General features: G+C 34.7%; 18 protein-coding genes. 2 read left to right on the top strand and 16 right to left on the bottom strand.

Annotation, left to right across the window (positions count from 1 at the left end; all coding sequences use genetic code 11):
* Positions 1-7 precede the first annotated feature (7 nt).
* From AN161_RS24245 to AN161_RS24235, 3 genes are read right to left on the bottom strand one after another with little or no spacing between them, the layout of a single operon-like run.
* On the bottom strand, positions 8-817 hold the full coding sequence (locus AN161_RS24245; RefSeq protein ID WP_053596878.1) for a hypothetical protein: 810 nt from the start codon (positions 815-817) through the stop codon (positions 8-10).
* The gene (locus AN161_RS24240) at positions 814-1503 is read right to left on the bottom strand and encodes an ABC transporter ATP-binding protein (RefSeq protein WP_053596877.1); all 690 of its coding nucleotides are present in this window, start codon (positions 1501-1503) and stop codon (positions 814-816) included. Before AN161_RS24240 ends, AN161_RS24245 begins: the two co-directional genes overlap by 4 nt.
* Positions 1500-1889 carry a GntR family transcriptional regulator gene (locus tag AN161_RS24235; RefSeq protein ID WP_053596876.1) on the bottom strand — a complete coding sequence of 130 codons (390 nt, stop codon included), beginning with the start codon at positions 1887-1889 and terminating at the stop codon, positions 1500-1502. Before AN161_RS24235 ends, AN161_RS24240 begins: the two co-directional genes overlap by 4 nt.
* An 835-nt stretch (positions 1890-2724) precedes the next feature.
* Between AN161_RS24235 and AN161_RS27915 the strand changes: the two genes are divergently transcribed.
* Positions 2725-3327, top strand: a complete 603-nt coding sequence (locus AN161_RS27915; protein ID WP_241774638.1) for a transposase — start codon at positions 2725-2727, stop codon at positions 3325-3327.
* Positions 3328-3540: 213 nt separating this feature from the next.
* Here the strand turns inward: AN161_RS27915 and thrC are convergent, their stop codons facing one another.
* Positions 3541-4800, bottom strand: coding sequence for a threonine synthase (gene thrC, locus AN161_RS24225; protein ID WP_053596874.1), 1260 nt, complete (start codon positions 4798-4800; stop codon positions 3541-3543).
* 210 nt (positions 4801-5010) lie between these two features.
* Positions 5011-5202: a hypothetical protein gene (locus AN161_RS30255; protein ID WP_053596873.1), complete on the bottom strand. Its 192-nt coding sequence runs from the start codon at positions 5200-5202 to the stop codon at positions 5011-5013.
* A 408-nt stretch (positions 5203-5610) separates the two neighbouring features.
* Between AN161_RS30255 and AN161_RS24215 the strand changes: the two genes are divergently transcribed.
* Positions 5611-6507 carry a LysR family transcriptional regulator gene (locus AN161_RS24215; RefSeq protein ID WP_053596872.1) on the top strand — a complete coding sequence of 299 codons (897 nt, stop codon included), beginning with the start codon at positions 5611-5613 and terminating at the stop codon, positions 6505-6507.
* 395 nt (positions 6508-6902) lie between these two features.
* Here AN161_RS24215 and AN161_RS24210 read toward each other — a convergent pair whose 3' ends face one another.
* From AN161_RS24210 to AN161_RS24160, 11 genes are all read right to left on the bottom strand, one after another.
* The gene (locus AN161_RS24210; protein ID WP_053596871.1) at positions 6903-8732 is read right to left on the bottom strand and encodes an ABC transporter ATP-binding protein; all 1830 of its coding nucleotides are present in this window, start codon (positions 8730-8732) and stop codon (positions 6903-6905) included.
* Positions 8725-10488 carry an ABC transporter ATP-binding protein gene (locus AN161_RS24205; protein ID WP_053596870.1) on the bottom strand — a complete coding sequence of 588 codons (1764 nt, stop codon included), beginning with the start codon at positions 10486-10488 and terminating at the stop codon, positions 8725-8727. The genes AN161_RS24210 and AN161_RS24205 overlap by 8 nt, the downstream gene beginning before the upstream one ends.
* A 70-nt stretch (positions 10489-10558) precedes the next feature.
* Complete coding sequence (locus tag AN161_RS24200) at positions 10559-11008, bottom strand: MarR family transcriptional regulator (RefSeq protein WP_143115058.1); 450 nt, start codon at positions 11006-11008, stop codon at positions 10559-10561.
* 555 nt (positions 11009-11563) lie between these two features.
* Positions 11564-11863 (bottom strand): SemiSWEET transporter, encoded by a 300-nt coding sequence (locus AN161_RS24195; RefSeq protein WP_075807347.1) that lies wholly within the window; start codon positions 11861-11863, stop codon positions 11564-11566.
* Positions 11864-11907: 44 nt separating this feature from the next.
* Entirely contained in the window at positions 11908-14082 is a 2175-nt protein-coding gene (locus AN161_RS24190; RefSeq protein WP_053596868.1) for an extracellular solute-binding protein, read from the bottom strand.
* 58 nt (positions 14083-14140) lie between these two features.
* Positions 14141-14920: an inositol monophosphatase family protein gene (locus tag AN161_RS24185; RefSeq protein ID WP_053596867.1), complete on the bottom strand. Its 780-nt coding sequence runs from the start codon at positions 14918-14920 to the stop codon at positions 14141-14143.
* A gap of 2 nt (positions 14921-14922) precedes the next feature.
* Positions 14923-15795: a glycerophosphodiester phosphodiesterase family protein gene (locus AN161_RS24180; protein WP_082340384.1), complete on the bottom strand. Its 873-nt coding sequence runs from the start codon at positions 15793-15795 to the stop codon at positions 14923-14925.
* 58 nt (positions 15796-15853) lie between these two features.
* Entirely contained in the window at positions 15854-17563 is a 1710-nt protein-coding gene (locus AN161_RS24175) for an iron ABC transporter permease (protein WP_053596866.1), read from the bottom strand.
* 9 nt (positions 17564-17572) lie between these two features.
* Positions 17573-18586: an ABC transporter ATP-binding protein gene (locus AN161_RS24170; RefSeq protein WP_053596865.1), complete on the bottom strand. Its 1014-nt coding sequence runs from the start codon at positions 18584-18586 to the stop codon at positions 17573-17575.
* Between the two features lie 77 nt (positions 18587-18663).
* Positions 18664-19719, bottom strand: a complete 1056-nt coding sequence (locus tag AN161_RS24165; protein WP_053596864.1) for an extracellular solute-binding protein — start codon at positions 19717-19719, stop codon at positions 18664-18666.
* 1066 nt (positions 19720-20785) lie between these two features.
* Positions 20786-21142: a hypothetical protein gene (locus AN161_RS24160; RefSeq protein WP_241774646.1), complete on the bottom strand. Its 357-nt coding sequence runs from the start codon at positions 21140-21142 to the stop codon at positions 20786-20788.
* Between the last annotated feature and the right edge of the window lie 326 nt (positions 21143-21468).

Here is a 21468-nt window from a genome sequence, read left to right as displayed (position 1 = left end):
CCCCCCCTTAGACCCTGATTTTATATTTTAGCAAATGATTCGCGATCCAAATGGCACTTCCTAATACGATGATGCTCACTACTATTATCATAAGAAGGACTTCAAGTGAGTAAAAATAACCATTAGAAAATTCATTCAATAAAATTGGCACAAAAAAGACACCGAACGAAAGCATTCCATAAACGATTGCGAAAAAAATGCCTTTTAAACCGTAACTTCGTTCAATTAAAATGGCAGTGAATAAAACTGCTACAAAGATTAGCCCTACTCCATAAATCAGGATAAATTCAGTAAAAGTATTCGGATACATCCAACCCCATATTTCAAAACTACTAAAATGATAAAACGAAAAATGCGATTGTAAATCTGTTGGTATAATACTATTAACAATTTGTATTTCGATCGGAATTAACAATATTTGCAAGGTAACTAAACCAAGTATTAATAGCATAATAGTCGTCAATTTTGCGAAATAAATAGTAATTCTTTCAGTTGGCAACATTAATAATCTGTAAATAAACGTATTTTTTCCAAACCAATCCCGATACCAAATAAAGAAAACATAAATCATCAAAATGGCTATGCTAAAAAAGATTGGCAGCAGAAACCATTCTGAGTCACCGAAATAATTAAATGAAAAGTATTCCTTAACATTTTGGCTCATTGATAGTTGATTCTGATCCGCTCTATCCATATATATTTTTGACACGACAATCGCCCCAATGAACTGACTGACAATTATCACACCTATTAAGATTAGGTACAATTTGAAAAATCGATTTACTTCGAAATTAAGAAGTTTTAAATAGTTTCTCATCCACGATACACCTCTCTCATGACATCAACTACTGATTTCCCTTCCTTTTCACGCACTTCCTCTACACTAAATTCCTTTAATACTTTACCGTTATCAATAAGCACTGCTCTATCTATCAAGTGTTCAATATCACTAATTTCATGGGTTGTGATAATCACACCACGCTCTTCAATTAAATGACTTGTAAACACTTCGGCAATCTGTTCACGGGAAAAAATATCAATACCAGAAAATGGTTCATCCATCAGTAAGTAATCTACGTCCAGTGCCAAACCTAATATCATATTGACTTTAGCCATATTCCCCTTTGATAAATTGGCAATTCGTTCAGTAGGGTCTAGTTTAAAAAATTGCAGCAACTCTTCTGCCCTTTGAGGATCCCAGTTTTTATAAAAATCGGCCATGAACGCAAAGGCATCACAAATTTTCATTTGTGGTAACATCGTAATCGTATCTGGAATAAAGGTAACTTTTTCAAAGCTTTCTTTCCGGATTTTTTCCCCATCAATCAAAATTTCACCGCTATTAATAGGCGTGAGCGCCATAATAGCTTTCATGATTGTCGTCTTTCCTACTCCGTTTATACCGATTAAACAAGTAATTTCACCTTTTTCAGCAGTGAATGAAAGACCTTTTAATACCTGTTTCCTGCCGTATTTTTTCATGACATTTTTTACTTCAATCATTTCGATTCCTCCGCTTCTCCGCTTTCGGCATCATGCTTTTTCTTTACTAGTTCCAACACTTCAGATAACGGCACATCGATGGATTTAATAGAACCTAAAAATAAGTCAACCGCTTCGATAATCAATTCCTCACGGACACTTTTAAGGACCGCTTCATCTTTAGTAATACAGCTCGGCATATTCCCCTCAGTAAAAATCAATCCTTGTTCCTCCATTTCCTTATAAGCTCGTTGTGCAGTATTTGGGTTAATCTTCAGCTGGTTGGCTAGTTCTCTTCTTGATGGAATCTCCTGACCAGGTTCAAAATACCCCTTGGCGATTTGCTCTTTAAAATGCCGGATAACCTGGACATAAACCGGATCCCGATTATTAAACTTTACAGTCAATTAACTCAACTCCCAGAAAATCATATTTTCGTGTATCAAGCGCTTAATACAGTTTGTGCATACTGGTGGGCAAAGAACTTTAAAGAACTACCCGATTTATTATTTAGCCATTACCCAGCTAATCGGTCTTTGTGTATTAATACCTTAATACACCATTCTCAAAAAAATGTAAAGTGTATTAAGCATACAATACACTCTTCGTAATGTATTATAGGCTTAATACACTTTACATGTCAATCAAATCCATGGAAATATATCTCTATGTTTAAAAAGACAACCAGTTGTGAAACTAACCTGCCACGAAACTTGAAGTAGAAAAAACTCTATGCCTACTTGAAGAAAAGCATCCTAATCCATTTAAGTACAATTCTCCACAAACTCTTTCATATGGTTTTTCTGATTGATGTGTAGCGCAAAATGCTAAACACTAAGTAAAATGTTTGGCATATATTTAGTTTGTTATTTTAACAAATGATTTTTCATTCTCGGTGTTTGTCAATATAGTTGTCGTATTTAGTTACTTTAGTATTTTGAAAGATTGGGTGAATCCCCATGTTCAGTCAAGGCTATCTCGCTGAGCTTGTTGGCCTGGCAATTAAGATTGAAAGAAAAAGCGTGCTTTCAATCTTAATCGCCAGGGAAATGGGACTATTATGGTTTTGTCACTGCTTCAGTTTGTCCTCATCTCGCATTGGATTGAGTGCTACTTGTTCAGTCGGTGCCCAATTTCTTGTACCTCGTGCCCAACGCTCCGGATGCTTCTCCTTCGCAGCCTCGTACACGTCTTTGCGCTTTTCTAATAGGGCTATGTGTTCGCCCGTATGACATTGTACAGGTGTTACAAAATTCAGCCCGCTATGCAGGTGGATTTCGTTGTACCAATGGACAAATTGTTGTGCCCATAACCATTGTTCCAGTTAAACTGGATCCCATACCAACTGAAACATCCTCGACTCATTCTTTCCAACAGACAGCTGGGCCAAGCTGTGTGATTAAAACTGCTGCGGGCGAAATCTCCTTCTTCAATGGCGTAGAAAGACGGGTCATTCGGAAGTTCTTTAACTGGCTCGAAAAGTCTCAATTCTTTGGCAAAAACGCATTAGCCACAGCAACAGAGTATACGTTGAACAGAAGAAATGAACTAAAAGCATTTTTGTATAATGGGCAAATCGAAATCGATAATAATCCAGCCAAAAATGCGATCCTTCCAACCGTGATTGGAAGGAAGAACTGGCTCTTCTCTGTCAGTGAGGCGGGCGCAAAAGCCAATGCAATCTGCTTAAGTCTAGCGGAAACAGCAAAAGCGAATGGTATAGATATCTATAAATACCTCGTTAAGCTTTTGACGGATTTACCCAATCTCGCAATTCATCAACAACCAGAATTATTACAAGAATACATGCCTTGGTCCGAGTCAATTCGAGCTACATATGCATAATAAAGCCAGCTATCTGAAAAAAATCATCAGAAAGCTGGCCATTTGTCGTGCGTGCTGTAATACTTGCTCTCTATTTATTAAAAATGAGTACTGAAGAAATCAAAAATATGTTCTAAAGAAAGTGATGATTCAATGAAAAAGTTTATGTTCGAATGTAAATAACTAATTGAAGTTGTCATATAAGATCTCAAATTTCATACCATTTCTTCCCAATCATAATTTTTTTATATTTTCTATTGTTAGTTCAGCAGAAATTATTGAATTAGCGAAATGAGCTTCCTCATTAGATTCTAAGTGATATTTTTTTAGTATTTCAGTATCCTTTAAAAGGTTTCCAGTTAAAATACAAACGGCTGTTTCATCAGAATCTATTACATTTTGAGCAACAAGTTTTTTCAATCCTGCAACTGTTGAGGCAGAAGCGGGTTCACATCCTATTCCACTTTGATCAACTATTGCCTTGGCGTTAAGTATTTCCTCATCAGTAACAGAAACGGTTATGCCATTTGTTTGTTCAAGAGTACGTAATCCCTTTTTCCAACTTGGTGGATCTCCAATATTTAAAGCAGAAGCTACAGTATCGGGATTTGGATTAGGAATTAGGGTTTCTTGATTATTTTCTACCATCTTGTGAAACGGACTGGCTCCTTCTGCCTGAACAACTGCTACTCTTGGAATTTTGTCTATAAAACCTAAAGTGTAAAGATCATTTAATCCTTTCCCTAAGGCGGATACATTACTTAATGCTCCTCCTGGTACGATTACCCAATCTGGTAATTTCCATTGAAGGTATTGTGCAATTTCATAAATTATACTTTTTTGACCTTCAATTCTGAACGGATTTATCGAGTTGCAAACGTATAATCCTAAATCATCACTATATTTTTCTAAAAACTGAATCCCATTATCATAAGTTCCTTCAAATGTAATAACTTTGGCTCCATAAGATAAAGTTTGCAGCACTTTATTCACAGATATATTTTTATTTGGAACAAAGACATAAGATTCTGAATTAGCCAGAGAAGCATACATTGCGAGTGAAGAAGAAGTGTTACCCGTTGATGTGCAAGTAAATTTTGTTTTTCCAAGTGAGTAGCCATGAGAAACAGCTACTGTCATACCGTTGTCTTTAAATGATCCACTCGGATTCTCACTCTGTGCTTTCACCCAAGTGCAGCGGTTACCTATATAGTTTGATATCTTTTCCGTTTTATAAAGACCAGTATTACCCTCGTATTTTGTAACAATATGGTTAGTCTCCAGTTCAGGGGAAATTAGTTCTTTATATCTCCAAACACCGCTAGCAAAAGGCGAAACTCGGTCTGCAAGTCGTTTATTGAATATTTGTTTTAAGTATTCAGAATCAATAGATTTAAAATCATGTATTACATCAAGTAGATTTCCACAATCGCACAAGTAGCGGAATGAATCTATAGAATATTCTTTGTGACAATCGATACATGAAAGTTTCATTTCTAGTTCATCCCCCTTTTAGCGTAACTCTATTATATTAGAAGAGTTATATTTATCTTCTAATTGTCTCATTTCGAACATTCCTTGAAGCTCAAAGACTTTTTGCATTGTTGAAATATTAGATTCTATATTTACTGTAGTTCCATCTAAAAGGATTTTGGAGAAAGTTTCCTCCATCGCTGTAATTGAACTACGTAAACCATGGTTAGCCTAAATCACCATATCTACACCCATAATTTCCAAATTTTTAACAGTTACATTAGGATATGTGGTCGGAACAATAACGATAGGTACAGTACCTTTAAACAATTCAGCAAACTTTTTAATTTCATTAATATCTTTCATTTTTGAATGGATTAATATTGCATCTGCTTCAGCTGCTTCGTAAATTCTTCGCAACATTTTGGCGTAGTTAACATTATTAAATCTTCATTTAAGTCTTGAGTAACCAAACATCATATGGAGATTTAGAATAAGAAGTCTTATTAATGATTAGGATACTCATATTTGCTTCCCCTTTCAGGAATAAACATTCCTCTCTACTTATTTAGTAGTAAAAAATATCATTTTAGTTTGTAAGTATTGTATATTGCTTGAAATTAGGGTCTTGATTATATACAATAATTATAATAATTAGAAAATTATTCATGTTTATTCTATTGTGGAATTTACACTATTTACAACCTCCTAAATCTTTATTTTGTTGCAACAACTTTTACATAACTTTATAATAAAGATAATTTTCTGAAAAATCTAATACACATTTTTATGGTATTTATAACTAAAAATTATGAATTGTAGAGGTGGAAGATGAACCTTCATGCATTAAGGATATTTCACATAGTCGCTGAAAAAGGAAGTGTAACCCAAGCTGCTAATGAAATTAACATAAGTCAGCCGGCTGTTACTGCACAAGTAAAAAAATTAGAACAAGAAATTGGCCTTAGTCTATTAGCTCCAAAGGGAAGAGGAGTTTTTTTAACCGAGTCGGGTCGTCAACTTACCAAATACACTAAGAAATTATTTACTCTTGAGGAAGAAATCGAAAAATATATAGAACAATTCAAAAAAGGACTAGTTGGAAAGTTAAGCATTTCAGCTACGTATCTACCAGCAAATTTTCTCCTACCAAAATGGCTTGCCGATTTTAAACAAAAATTTCCAGATATTGAAGTAGAATTAACTAGTACAAATTCTAGTAAAGCTATTAACCAATTAATTAATTATGAAGCTGATATAGCTTTTATTGGGGGCATAAATGAATCTCACCCTTTGATATACTGGAAGGAATTATTTAAGGACGAAATGTGGTTTGTAGTTAGTAGGAATCATAAGTTTGCTAAAAAAAAAGTTACCTTAGCAGAAACTATGCTTGAGCCTTTTGTTTTTCGGGAAGAGGGTAGTTCTTCTCGTGAAAAATTAGTTTCACTATGTAAAATAAATAATATTAATCAACCGTCTATTGGATTACAAATGAATGGATTAAACGAAACTATTAGAGCTGTTATGGAAGGTTACGGAATTACATTTGTTTCCTCTCTAGAAGCAAAAGAATATATTGCTCGTGGTGATTTAGCAAAAATTGATGTTGAAGATATTAGGATTGTAAATCCAATATCAATTTGTACACGAAAAGATGATGAACTTTCATCTCCTGCACTAAATTTCGTAGAAAGTATTATGGAAAAGGATAATAGTTGCACCTAATAACCTATAGAATCATTTTAAAACACCCTTTAAAAGGTGGAATTTTTTTATAGGGTTCCTAAATTAAAAGGATAAGTAATTATTTATATAAGAGCACCTATTTCTGGGTGCTCTCTTTTCTGAAATACAATTAAATTAAAATTGTTTCAATCTTTGTGGAATCAATGTCGTTTGTTACAGGCTAAAAAGCAAAGCTAACTCCATTTGTGGCTGGCTTACATAGAATTCTACTTCGTAAGTTTTTAATTAGATTCTTGTTTCATATAACCTTCAATTCGAAAAAAATACTTAAGGAGTAGAGACTTAATTCAAAAAATATATAAAAAACAATCAATCTTTTTTTACAAGCTACACTCGCCCCCAGTAACCGAAAGCGAGTATATGGGCATTCATTTTTAAGAAACATTTTCAAACTGACTATTATATAGATCCGCATAGAATCCTTTTTCTGCAATCAGCTCTTCATGATTACCACTTTCAATAATATCTCCGTCTTTCATCACTAAAATCAAATCGGCGTTTTTAATTGTTGAAAGTCTGTGTGCAATGACAAATGATGTTTTTCCTACCATCAATTTATCCATTGCTTCTTGAATAAGTGCTTCAGTACGCGTGTCAACGGAACTAGTAGCTTCATCTAAAATAAGCAACGGTGCTTTTTTAACCATCGCCCTTGCAATGGTAATAAGCTGTTTTTGTCCTACAGATAAACTTGTTTTATCGTTTAAAACTGTCTCATAACCTTTCGGCAAGGTTCTAATAAAGTGGTCCAAACCTACTGCCTTACAAGCTGCTACCACTTCTTCTTCGGTTACAGCTTCTTTGTTATAAACGATATTTTCCTTAACGGTACCTTCGAATAGCCAAGTATCTTGCAGCACCATGCAAAATAAGTCGTGAACATTTTTACGAGTAATCGACTTAGTCGCTACGTCCTCAATCATGATTTCTCCACTATCTACTTCATAGAAACGCATGAGAAGATTAACAAGCGTTGTTTTCCCAGCCCCAGTAGGTCCGACAATGGCAACTTTTTGACCAGCTTTTATCTGAGCAGAGAAATCATTAATAATAAGTTTCTCTTTTGTATATCCAAACTTAACGTTTTTAAATTGCACATTACCTTTAACATCTTTGGCATCTAAAGTGGCTTTCTTATCGCTTTCATCTTTAAGCTCCTCTTCTTGTAAGAACTCAAATACACGTTCACTTGCTGCGGCAGTTGACTGCAAGCTTGTAGCTGCCTGTGCAAACTGAGACAATGGTTGCGTAAATAAGCGGATATACACCATAAATGAAACAATAACACCAAATGTAATGGAACCTTTCATTGTAAGTGCAGCACCTACTACACAAACAACAACATAGCCTAAATTTCCAATAAAGATCATGAGAGGCATCATCATGCCCGACATAAACTGCGCGCGCCAAGCGCTATTAAAAAGACTTTCATTGATTTCATTAAATTCTTGCTTAGCTGCTTTTTCACCGTTATAAACCTTCATGACTTCATGCCCTGAATAGATTTCTTCAATATGACCGTTTATTCTACCAAGGTCTTGCTGCTGGCGTATGAAGTATTTGCGGGATTTGGATATGATAAAGATCATTAATACAAATCCAACGACAGTTGCAGCAATGGCAGAAAGTGTCATCGTAACATTAATAGAGAACATCATAATCAAAGATCCAAAGAACATGACTCCCGCTGTCACTAATGAACCAATACTTTGGTTTAGAGACTGCCCAATCATATCCACATCATTCGTGACACGACTTAACACATCTCCGTAGGTTGTAGAGTCAAAGTATTTCAACGGTAATTTATCGATTTTGTTCGAAATATCTGAACGTAGCCTTTTGGAAACTCGCTGCGTAATAGTTGCCATAATAAACGCCTGAATATAATTGAAAATAAAACTCAATCCATACAAAATAGCAAGAAGCAGACCAATTTTTCCTATAGCCGTAATATCAATCTCACCAGTAATACCTTCCATTATCAAATCGGTTATCTCACTGAGCATATTGGGTCCAATGATCGTGAAAATTGTTCCTACAGTTGCCAAGACAAGTGCAAAGATAATCGCTGGTAAATAAGGTTTACAATAGGCAATCAGCTTTCCCCAAGGCTTTTTAAAATTCTTTGGCTTTTCTCCAGGAGCTGCCATATTACCTGGAGCACCAGTACCTTTTCGGGGCTTATTTGCTTGTTTATTACTCATTTTCCAACTCCTCCTTCGATAGTTGCGAATAGGCGATTTCCTGATAAGTCTTACAAGTTTTCAATAATTCACTATGTTTCCCCATACCAACGATTTTACCTTCATCAAGAACAATAATTTTATCAGCATCTTTAATCGTTCCAATCCGCTGTGCCACAATCAAAGAAGTTGCACCTTTCGTTTCTTTTTTCAAAGTAGAACGAAGTTGACGGTCCGTTTTATAATCTAAGGCAGAGAACGAGTCATCAAAAATAAAGATTTCTGGATTTCTATTCACTGCTCGTGCAATAGAAAGACGTTGTTTCTGTCCTCCTGAGAGATTTGTTCCGCCTTGAGCAATAGCCGCTTCATATTCACCATCCATGTTCTCCACAAATTCTTTACCTTGGGCAATTTCCACCGCTTTTTTGATCTCCTCATCTGTTGATGGGGTCTGGCCGTTATCACCGTAAGTAACATTAGATTTTACTGTACCTGAAAATAATACGACTTTTTGAGAAACGTAACCTAGCTTATTATGAAGAGCTTCTTGTGCATATTCTTTCACATTAATGCCGTCGACTAATACCTCCCCCTCAGTAGAATCGTAAAATCTTGGGATTAAATTAATGAGCGTACTTTTACCACTACCCGTAGAACCGATTAAAGCGACAGTTTCACCTTTATGTGCTGTAAAGCTAATATCCTTTAAAACATAGTCTTCTGCATCAGGATATTTAAAACTAACATTACGGAGTTCGATCTCACCTTCGATACCCTTAGGCGACGATTGTATTTCTCCATCAATAATTGTCTGAGGTGTATCTAGTACTTCATTAATACGTGCTGCAGATACTGCTGCTCTCGGTAGCAAAATGAACGTCATTGATAATAGCATAAATGCCATAACCACCTGCATTGCATAAGATGAAAATACGACCATATCACTGAACAAACCGATTCGATCCATCCCCCCTGCATTATTAATCAAATGCGCTCCAATCCAGTAGATAGAAAGAGTTAAACCTGACATAATCAGACCCATCCCCGGCTGCATAATGGCCATAAGTCGGTTCACCAAAAGATTTGTATCTGTTAAATTCTTATTTACTTGTTCGAATTTTTCTTCCTGATACTCTTGTGCGTTATAGGCATGAACAACACGAAGACCAGTTAAACCTTCTCTTGCTACTCGGTTAAGATTATCTGTCAGTTTTTGAACGACTTTAAATTTCGGTAGCACAAAGATGATCAGGTTGCCTATCATAATAAGTAAAACAATTACTGCTATTCCTGTTGCCGCTGACCACTCCCAACTTTTTCCGGTAATCTTCAAAATAGCCCATACTGCAAGGATCGGAGCCTTAATCATAACTTGAAGACCCATTGCAACAGTTTGCTGTATTTGCGTTATATCATTAGTAGAACGAGTAATAAGACTTGCGATCGAAAAACCATTAATCTCCTCCATAGAGAAAGATAACGTTTTGTCAAATACTCCTTTTCGCAATTCCTTTGAAAGAGATGTTGCTACCCTTGCCGCAAAATAGCCCACAATGACTGCCAATATCATACTGCCAAGGGCACATAAAAGCATCATCCCTCCAGCTGCCCATACCTCGCTCGTTTTACTGCCCTCTGTTTGTACAAGGGTCGTAATTTTAGACATATAATCCGGTAACTTCAAATCCAAATAAACTTGCCCTACAATGAACACAATACTAGCTACAATTAGCGTCCATTCTTTCGGTTTTAAGTATTTAAATATTTTCAACATATTTGCAGTCCTCCTCATTTAGTTAGCATGCTAACTATATAGTCATAAAAACTTCAAAATAGCATCTTCTTCAAGATTCAATATTCTCTTTCATAGCATCCATCACTTCAAAAAACACGTCAAGTTTCTCTTCCGGGATACCTGATAGTAATTTTTGTTCAAGAATCGCTCTACGAGTCATGATGCCGTCATGTATTTTCAGCGCATCTTCTGTTAAGACAATTTTTTTAAGTCTTGAATCGTAAGGCACAGATTGTCTTGTGATCAAACCGTTATTTTCCATAGCCTTTAGTATTCTGGATGCTGTTGATTTGCGAATAGAAAATTCTCGTTCAAAATCTTTTTGAAAGACATCTTTATCTTGGTTTTTGCAAAGATAACTAATCGTCCAACCATGCATGGCAGTAAGGTGGTTATCTTTTTCCATTAGTGTATGATCCAATTGTCTTCTCATTAAAAGCGATAATGTGCGAAACTCTAATCCAACTGATCTCCTTTTAGTCAATTTATCTTCCTCCAATATGTTAGCCTACTATCTTTAAAACTAGTTTTAGTGTCCTAGATGAGCATGGCGTACTTAACAATTTATTCGTAAGATGCTTATGCCCTTAGGTGAAAGATGGACCATGTTCAGATTTATCTCCGTATTCAGTTTGCCATATTGACAGCAAAAAATTCAACAAAAAAGCAAAACCACTTTTTAGTTATGAAAATAAGTGGTCTTGCTTTCAACATATAGAAAACTGTACATAGTTCAAAAAACTAAGTTTCTTGTTGCTTTTAACTAAAGTATGCTTAAAAACGGCAAAATAACAATGTCCATTTTGCTGTCTAAGTCAGAGTGCGTGAATAATTTTTCAGCTTGACCTGGAGCCTCTACTCACATGATTGGGGACCCACAATCATGAACAAATTCTCTAGGATAGACTGGGGTTCATCTTAATTTAAATTCTTTTTTTAGCAAACCCAATCTTCCAACTAAAGTATTCGTTATCTACATTTTTTTCATATTTTAAATAAGCGTCGAATTTAGTACCTTCTTTACTTGTTAAGCCTTTTACCAATACCGTTTCTATCAAGAGGAATGAGTATAGATCTTTTTATTATATTTTTTTTTGTTTTGTATATGGTTTTTAAGGGTTAGGTTAAGAATGATTATTGTTGGTACAAAAGTAATGATATTTGTTAATAGAATGGCCAAATCATTAATCATCAGTCCATAGATGATCCAGATAAACACTCCAATTGTACATAAGCTATACATCGGTAGAGAGATATCTTGCGTTCTATTTGTTTTAATGACTTTGTATGCTTGCGGAATAAACGAACAGCTAGTTAATAGCCCAGCAAATACTCCTAATAATGTAATTGACATAAATCCCCTCCAAAATATTTGATCATGCAAATCGAAAACTCACCCTAAACCTGATTGGTCAACATTTCCTTCTTTTCCTTCAATTCTATATTTATGTTTTCTACATATTTTTTAAACTGAGGTTGATCTTCTGTTAATAGTTTTAGTATATGTTTTCCAATGATTTCTTCCGTATGTTTTAAATCGATTCTCTGGCCATTTTCAAAAACAGTCTCTCGCTTTCCATTTATGATTGTTTTTTTCGCTTTAGCAAGCCATGGATACATCGTTCTGACAACAGAGTTATTCGAGAGAAAATAACTTGCCGTATTGCCACCTAGTAAATTGATTTGTTCCGAAATTTCTGGACTGTTGAGCCAAGTAAGAAATTCAATGGATGCTTCCACATTTTTAGTTGATTTCGTTAGCCCTAAAATCCCTCCACCAAGCAAAGGTGTGTTCCCTGGAACATCGGCAATTCCAATTGAACCCTTAATATTACTTTGAGAGACAACAGACAAATGGTTCATAAATCCAATCACCATTGCCGATTTCCCTTTATTAAAAGCCTGTACTTCCTCTCCCCACCAATTCGAGTCAATGACCAGAGAATTCCTGTAATTATCATAAAGTAACTTCATAGCATTGATCGCTACTTCTGGGTCTAAATGAATATCTGTGCCAGTGAGAAGATCACCTTTTAAGGAATAATACCTGAGCAAATATTCAGCTGCAATGGTCTCAAAGTTTCCTGAAATCATGGACGCACCAGTTAATTCTTTTACTTGGTCAAAGTCGTTCTCATTGAAAAATGTGATTATTTCGTTATATTTTTCAAATGTCGTTGGAATTTTAAGTTCTGATTTGGTTTTTTCAAAGTATTTTCGCTTTACGATGTCATTTTCAAAAATATCTTTCCTATAAAATAACATCTGAATACTGATGTCAAATGGAACAGCATATGCAGTATCATTGATATTGACATAAGCATCTTTGATAAAGTATGGCAATGCTTCAATAAATGCATCTATTTCTACTTCCAATCCTCGCAGTGGGCGGTAAATTTTCTGCCCGTACCAAGAATAACCAGCAATATCCAATCTTATAATATCAAAGTCTTTCCACTTTTCGTCGTCCTCAATGATTTGAAAAACCTCATTATAGGATTTTATATCAAGATGTACGATGCAGTTTGTATTCTTTTCAAAATGCGTAATGACTTTTTTTAGCGCATGCGTTGCTGGTGAATCAATGGTAAGAATCTTAATCTCTGATTGAAAGTTTTTATATCGATCTGGCTTCATTAGAAATCCATAATTGGGATAAACGTTGGAATGACTTTTATCTTTTAAATTTATCGTTTGAATGATATTTTTCACGACTCGTTCACCTAAATATCCAAAATCCTGAAAATAGTACATCATTTCATTACTATGCATGTTTTTTAATGGTCCGAGCGCGATAATTTTTGGTAATTTTTTATTTGAAGCATAATGAAATGCTTTAATCAATAATTGTGCTTTAGAGACATTTGTTACAATGATACAGTCAAAGGACGATTCTAAGACTATTTTAAACGCATTTTCATATTCATGGGATAAAGTAGACTGATATACAGTAATATCTCGATTATCTAAATTCTCCAACAATGCATTTGTAAACTCATGCTCATTCGTAAAATTGTCTTTTCCAGTAAACAAGGCAATTTTTCCGATAATATGTTGATCAATAAGCGTTGCAATATCAATCCCAGCCTGATTAAAATCAAAAGTTATAAATTCCTGTACATTGGCTAAATTCCTATTAATAAAAATGATGTCACTTTTACTAATTGGAATATTCTCATAATACTCATTAGCATCATGTAATGCAGAGACCGTAATAATGCTAGCTGGACGCTCTTTAATAATTTCTTTAATAATTTGCTTTTCCCTTATTGGATTGTCATAAGTACAGTACAGCCTTATCTGATAATCTATGGAACTTGCTTCTTTTAAAGCATTTTCGTAAAAAATAGAGTATTCCTCTAATGCGAGGCTAGGTAATATCATAATAATAGTTTGGCTTTTTCCGGAACGAAGCAGCTTTGCATTATTATTTAGATTGTATCCTAATTTTTCAGCCGCATTTAAAACAAGTTCCATTTTTTTTGAACTGACATTTCCTTTGCCGTTTAAAACATTGGATACTGTACCATGTGATACGCCTGCTTCTTTTGCTATATCCAATATGGTCACCATCAATTCCACCACCTTTTAATTCTAACAATCATTTTTATCTATCTTACGTTTTCAAGTGTTAAAATTCTTTAACAATTGTTAAAAGGTCCTCGTATGCAGCCTTATTGGAAATTACCCAATTTCCACCTTTCAAATAATTGACATCACTTCCATCAAATTTAGATACACATAGCCCTAACTCTTTTGCGAAAATTCGTTGAGCCGCTATATCCCAAGGGCCCGCTATCGATGCTGCAAATGCAGCAAACTTACCCGTTATCACATGAATGCTGTCAATACCACCACAGCCAAAATATCGGATATCGAAGGCCTCAGTAGCCAACCTTTCCAAACTTGCTTTTCCATACCAGTTCCGTACATCAATAGAGACAAGTCCCTCCTGTAAAGAAATAGCTGGTGGAGTAGGTAATTTACTATTGTTTAAGAAAACACCTGCATTTTCTATCGCGTAATATAGATTCTTATTCATTACATCATAAATATAGCCTAATTTTCCAATATCATTTTCGTAATAGGAAATAAGGATACAAAAATGATCCTGTTGTTTTACGAAATTCGCCGTCCCGTCAATCGGATCGATTACCCATACATGTTCCCTATTCGTATCTTTGAATTGTTCTGCAGACTCCTCACCTAAAATCTGATGAGTGGGATAGTACTCCATGATTTTCTGGATAAAGAAATTTTGTACACTTTTATCCATATTTGTAACTAAATCGCTGAAGTTAGATTTTGTCTCAATTATTAATTGTTCAGTAAACGACTCACGTATCATATTCGCCGCTTCTTCAAGCCATATTAAAACATGGGCATGGGTATCTTGGATATATTTATTCATATTCATCCTCTTTTCATTTTCTTACTAATTTCTTGTCTATACTGATTTAATAGACTTGGCCAATCGGTTTGAATGACGTCGCACCCTTTTTCAATAAGTTTCCCCCAACCATAATCAGGCCCTTTTATGATGGATTGGTCATCATCATACTTTGCATACAATACATCCTTATCGTTCAATACGATTGCATTTAGCCAAATAAATAATCCCTTTTCTTTAATACCGCGGATGATACTATCTTGAAAGAATACACTATCCGTGTCCTTTGCAATTAATTCCATGCCTGTCAAATTAATAGTCTGATAGCTTAGGACCTCGTCTATTTCTTCTAATTTTTTTATAATCGGCATGTACGGATACTTTATAGGGTGTTGTTCCAAAATAGATAGGCAACTTTGATTCACTGGGGATTTTAAAATAATTTGATCTGCCATGTCAAACTGATCTAGGAAAGGAAGCAATGTCTCCCAATCTTCCCAAGAACGATCTAAATTGAGGAGCATACCACTACCTTTTAAGCTCGTTAAGACATTTTCTAACTTTTCTACTTTATAATTGACAACTTGTCCGATATTATTTCGATAGTTTAAAGACTCAATGAAGACAGAATCCATTTCCCTGATATTTTTTTCCTGTCCCAGAAGCCTGCGCTCATTTCCATCATGGAATATGTAAAATTCACCATCACTTGAGCGAACCACATCAATTTCTAAAATATCTGCACCGGATTGTATCGCTGCATAAAAAGCAGAGAGCGTATTTTCAATTATATTTCCCATGCTACTACCACGATGGACAGCAATTAAAAAGGACTCCGATCCTAATTTCTCATTTAATAATTTTGTCGTATCATTGTTGTTTTTGTTCCCAATCATGATGTACCTCCATTTTTTGTTTCCACAATTGCTATTTCATTTCATCGAACTTATCGTGTTATTTTCCTGCCTTTGTTCCTCGGCCATAAACAAGGTAAAGAACAATACTTGAAATGACCATTAATAGTACCGTATAGACAAAGGTTAATGCTCTTGTATCCTGTAACGCTTCTGGTGATGTACTGTTTTGTATCGTAATTCCTAATGTCTGATAAAATGGATGACTTAAAAACATCGATAAATTATATTCATCCAAAGTTGAATTGAATGTTAAGGCAACTAATGCCAAAGCAGAAGGTAAAATAATTGGCAATAACACTTTAAAGAAGGCCCTTATATTGCTTGCTCCTAAATTCTTTGCCGCTTCTTCCAATGAAGTGTCAATGGAATAAAAGGACGCTTTTAACATTCTTAATACAAAAGGAATTTGAACAATAATATAACCAATTAATAATATGCCTACCGTTCCAGTTAGTACTTTGTTAAACATTACTGCATTTGGAATGCTATATGTAATGATCAGACCCATCGCAATTAACACGGAAGGTAACATCCAAGGAATATGAAGAATATATTCGAGAATCGCCGTCCATCTGTTGTTATGCTTCTGAATTAACCGTGCAATATATAGGATCAACCCTACAACAATGATGGCAGTGAGTGCTGAATAAATGATACTCACAAGGAAAGGTTGGTAAGCACTTGCGTTGGTAAATACCGTAATATAGTTTTCTAATGTAAAACTGTCCCATGTTAATTTACCTGTAGTAATCGCCTTGGAATCAGTAAACGAAAATATAAAGATCAGAACAACTGGCAGTGTATAGAGCACAAATAATACATATGCCATCATGTGAATTATGACATTGGTAAATTTATTGTTGATCTTTTGTTTGATCAAACTTGTTTTTACTTTTGAAACGGACATATAGTTCCCCTTAGATTCTACCTTTGTCATGATTGCAAGTAGAATCATCGAAGCTAACCCTAGACAAATAGCTAAAAGGGCTGCTAAATCTCTAGAACTGACTATACCGGAAAATGTTAAAATCATCGGTGTAATCGTTTGGAATTCTCCTCCGACCACTTTTGGTGCTGCAAATGCCCCTAATCCGCCGATAAACTGCAAAATAGTCAAGGCAAAAATAGTTGGTTTTAAAACGGGAAGAATCACCTTTCTTATAATTTGAAAGTCAGTTGCCCCCATATTTCTTGCAGCTTCAATCGTTTGATAGTCTACCTTTTGCAAGGCATTTAATAAGAAGATGACATAATTTGATGTACTAGAGAAAGTCATAACAAACAAGACAGCCCAAAATCCCTTAAACCAATGCGGGTTCATATCCGGAAAAATGGCTAGCAAAACATTGGTTACGAGTCCTACATCGCCATAAATAAATTGATAGCCTGCTACTAATACTATTCCTCCATAGATTAAGGTTGAATAATAGCCAAACCGTAGAAACTTCATTCCCTTAATTTCAAAATAACTCATGATAAATACTAGAAACAGACCAACCATATTCACTGTTATAACCACAGCAATTGCTAAAATAAAGCTGTTCCATAAGCTTCTCATTGCACGTTCAGATTTCATCAACTTTTCAAATGGCTCTAACGTAAAGCCTCCATCCTGGAAAAACGTTGCGATTAATAAATTGATATTCGGGTAAATAAGAAAGGCGATACATAGCCACGATAATACAATTCCAATAGTAAGGAGAAACAGGTTATTGTTTAATTTATACTTATTTTGTATTTGCATCATGTCCACCTTCTAATAAGTTAAAATATCTGATGTTTGAAATGCGATTCTTTTTTTGCTTCCCACTTCATAATCGTTTGAATTATCTTCCGTTTCCATATTTGCGATTCGTTGATTACCTAACTCATAAATGACTTTAGAAGAAATGCCGTGATACTCTTTTTCAACAATTTCTCCTTCTACTATCACATCATATTTTTTGACATCGACATTTTTAGTTGTCACTTTACCTGGTCTGATATATGCTTTTTTCGACGGATCGATTTCTACATTACATTCATTTTTTATTCGCTGTAAAAATGATGGCTCTAAATAGTTGTTGTCGCCAATAAAATTACAGACAAATTCTGTTTTCGAATGATCAAATATTTCCTTTGGTGTTCCAACCTGTTCAATATTGCCTTTGCTAAATACTGCGATTCGGTCAGACATTGTTAATGCTTCTTCCTGATCATGTGTAACATAAATGGACGTGATTCCGAATTGCGACTGTAATTTTTTTAATTCTCTTCTAAGTTGTTTCCTTAGTTTGGCATCCAAGTTCGATAACGGTTCGTCAAGCACAAGAATTTTTGGTTTCAATACAAGAGCCCTTGCAATGGCAACCCGTTGCTGCTGTCCACCTGATAAGTCAGATACTTTTTTAAAAAGCTGTTCTTCATTTAAATCTACTTTTCTGGCTATTTCCCTAACTTGTTTATCCACTTCATCTTTTTTGTATTTTCTTAATTGAAGTCCAAATGCTAAATTTTCATATACATTCATAGTTGGAAACAGTGCATAGCTCTGAAATACCATACCTATTTCACGGCGTTCTACAGGAATATCGTTTATTCTCTCTCCATTAATTAGGATGTCGCCATTTGTTGGTTTGATAAATCCAACTAAACTCCTTAGCGTCGTTGTTTTTCCACATCCTGAAGGTCCCAGAAGTGTAAAAAACTCACCTTCTTTAATTTCAAGATTTAAATTTTGAATGGCTATGAAATCATCAAATTTGATTTGAATATTTTTGAATTCAATCATCTTATTCCCTCCGCTAGTACTAGAAAAGTGAACCTTGGTTTTCAACAAAAAACCAAGGCCAATTATTCTTATAAAATTTATTGAATTTCTAAGGTGATTTTTTCAATCCAAGCGTCAATATTTTCAGTAATGAATTCCCAATCCATATCTTGTTTCGTCACGGATTCATGTAATGCTTTTACCTCTGGATTAGCTGATTTAGCTGCCTCTATATTCGTTGGCATTGAGTTAAATTCTTTTGCCCATTCTGCTTGTACATCAGCACTTCCAAACCAGTTAATAAATTCTTCTGCAACCTCTTTTTTCTTCGTTCCTTTCACAATTGCAACTTGTTCTATAACATAGGGTACACCAATTTCAGGTGATACAATCCCTGCTTTCACACCGTATTCTTCTTCTCTTTGTTGAATTCCACTTGAGAACATTTGACCGAATGGAGTCGTTCCATTTGCTAAGTTTGCATAGAAAGGAGTACCTTCTGTCGCAGGAGTACCATTGTCAAAGAATTTCTCAATTTCCTCCCAGCCCTCAGCCGATATACCAAGTTCACCATTTGGATCCTGGTGACGTACTAGAATACCAGCAATGACGGTTCTAGTTGTGTCCCCTCCTAAATTAGTCGGTACTTCATATAAACCGTGAAATGCTTTATTTTCCCATAATTCCGGCCAGTCAGATGCAGCCGTTTCTTCTGTATATAAGTCAGAATTATAAATCAATAGAATAGCTTGTTTTACTAATGAATGATAGTAACCTTCTGGGTCGCTTGTTCCCGCTTCTACCTCGTCTGCCCAAACAGGAGTGAATGCTTCCAGAACACCTTCATTTTTTAATGCGATATAGTTCATTTCATTTAATCCGTAAACAACGTCTGCAATTGGATTTGCTTTTTCTGCAATTAATTTATTGCGAATATCTCCTCCACCAGCTTCAACGATTTCAATTTTAAATCCTTGTTCAGCAGCTTTTTCCTTCAGCCAGTCTCCACGACCATCTGATCCGGAGTTTGTATAAATTACTAGAGATTTATCTTTTCCTTTCGCAGCTCCCTCAGAGGAATCTTGATTCCCTCCACAAGCTGTTAAAACCAAACTAAAAACAAGTGCAACGATTAGCAACCACGTTTTCTTCATGAAAAATGTTCTCTCCTTTATTTTTTGAACGTGTCAATTTTGTCTTGCATGGTTATTATATAAGCTGATTTATTTTAAAACAATACGATTTACGGAGTCTTTAAAATGTTAATACATGCTTTACAAATTGAAAATAAGGATAACAAATATGGGTTTTTATATTATTGGAACGTGTCAAATTAAGGTTTTTCTGTTTTGTAAACATTGTAAAGTTCTTCATTTATCTACCTTTATCTCCCAATGATACAATCCAGAATTTCACTGTGGAAAAAGCTCTTATATCAAAGATTGAAGCTCCTTTTGCTAAGATAACACCCTGATATTAACTTCATACTACAATAATCTATCTAGGCCTAATTTTTGCATATTTTAATAGACTAACCTAGATTCTTATAACCTTGTATTATGTAACACGATTTCAAAACACCTAAATTAATTGATATACATAATCGTATTTGTGATTTGTAATATTGATTGACCTTTGATCCAACAAAAATAGAACGTATTTTGAAAAAAGATTAATCAAAATACGCTCTTAATATATACGGTAAAATATTCTTATAGACAAAAGAGTAATTATATTTATTAATGTTATTCCAGATAATGGCCCGATTGTTGAACACATGTAAAAGTAAAACACCGCTCTTCAACTAAACTGAAGTGGTTAGTTCAATAAAGAAAAAGATGGTTGCCTACGCAACTCAATAATCTTTAATTAACGTCCCCATTAGTTGAAGCTGAGGAGCCGGTTTTAAAAATGCAGATTTACAGCGTTACTAAATTGTCTATTTATACACGTTCCCTTATCCTGCGAATTCAATACCATCTTGGGAAAAGGAATATGAAGGAGTCTATAAAGAAAAGATGGCACAGGTTGTTGGTAATAACGTCATTCCTCTGCATCTTTCGAAATAAAAGAGCGTTACTTTTTGTTAACGGGTTCGGTTGAGATGTGCAAAACTCTAATTCACAACCTAATTAGCAAGGTAAATCGTAAAATTTGCAAAAGATGATTCGCAATATACTTCACATCAAAAATGGCTTGGAGGAAAACTCCGAGCCATTTTTAGTGTTTTACACTGTTATAATCGAAATCAACAATTTTAGTTTCCAAGTCGCCTTGAAAGTTTTTGGCGTAGGTCATAGTTAGATGAACGCTCTTGTCAATCCATCTAGTCGCATCGTCGGTAGAGGTATCCCATACAACATCAAAACTACCTAATTTATTAAAAAAATCCAATTGTTTAGTTGCAACAGTTTCACCATTCATTTTGTAATGTATATAAGCAATCTTCATATCCAGAATTCCCGTACCATATTTCACTATCTCTAAGCTATATGGCTTATCAGGACATTGCTCTTCAAAAACAACTTCAGGTTTAACAAATAAAAAATAACAGAGTAATATAATTGGTATAATCATTAGTATCAAATATGTTTTTCTCGTGATATTAACACACCCAAAGTTACTCATTTAATTTCCTATAAATTCAATCTTAGTCCCGGATATTCCTCTACTTGTTTTTACGTTTTCATCAGTATCATGGGTAATTGCAATATTTCTTATGTTCTTGTTCTCATCAGTAATAACTCTTATACCATTAGATAAATAATAAAAATCCGGATTAAGCATGTCCTCTGAGATTTTATCTGCATTTAACTTATTAATATTTTCGTTTAAATAATTACCATCGAAATTTTCTTCTTTAAGACTTATATAATTAGGATAAATTTATCGCAAAAAATCCG

It is taken from the genome of Lysinibacillus sp. FJAT-14222, from assembly GCF_001278875.1.
Taxonomy (GTDB): Bacteria; Bacillota; Bacilli; order Bacillales_A; family Planococcaceae; genus Lysinibacillus; species Lysinibacillus agricola.
This window is presented reverse-complemented; position numbering and strand designations above follow the sequence as displayed.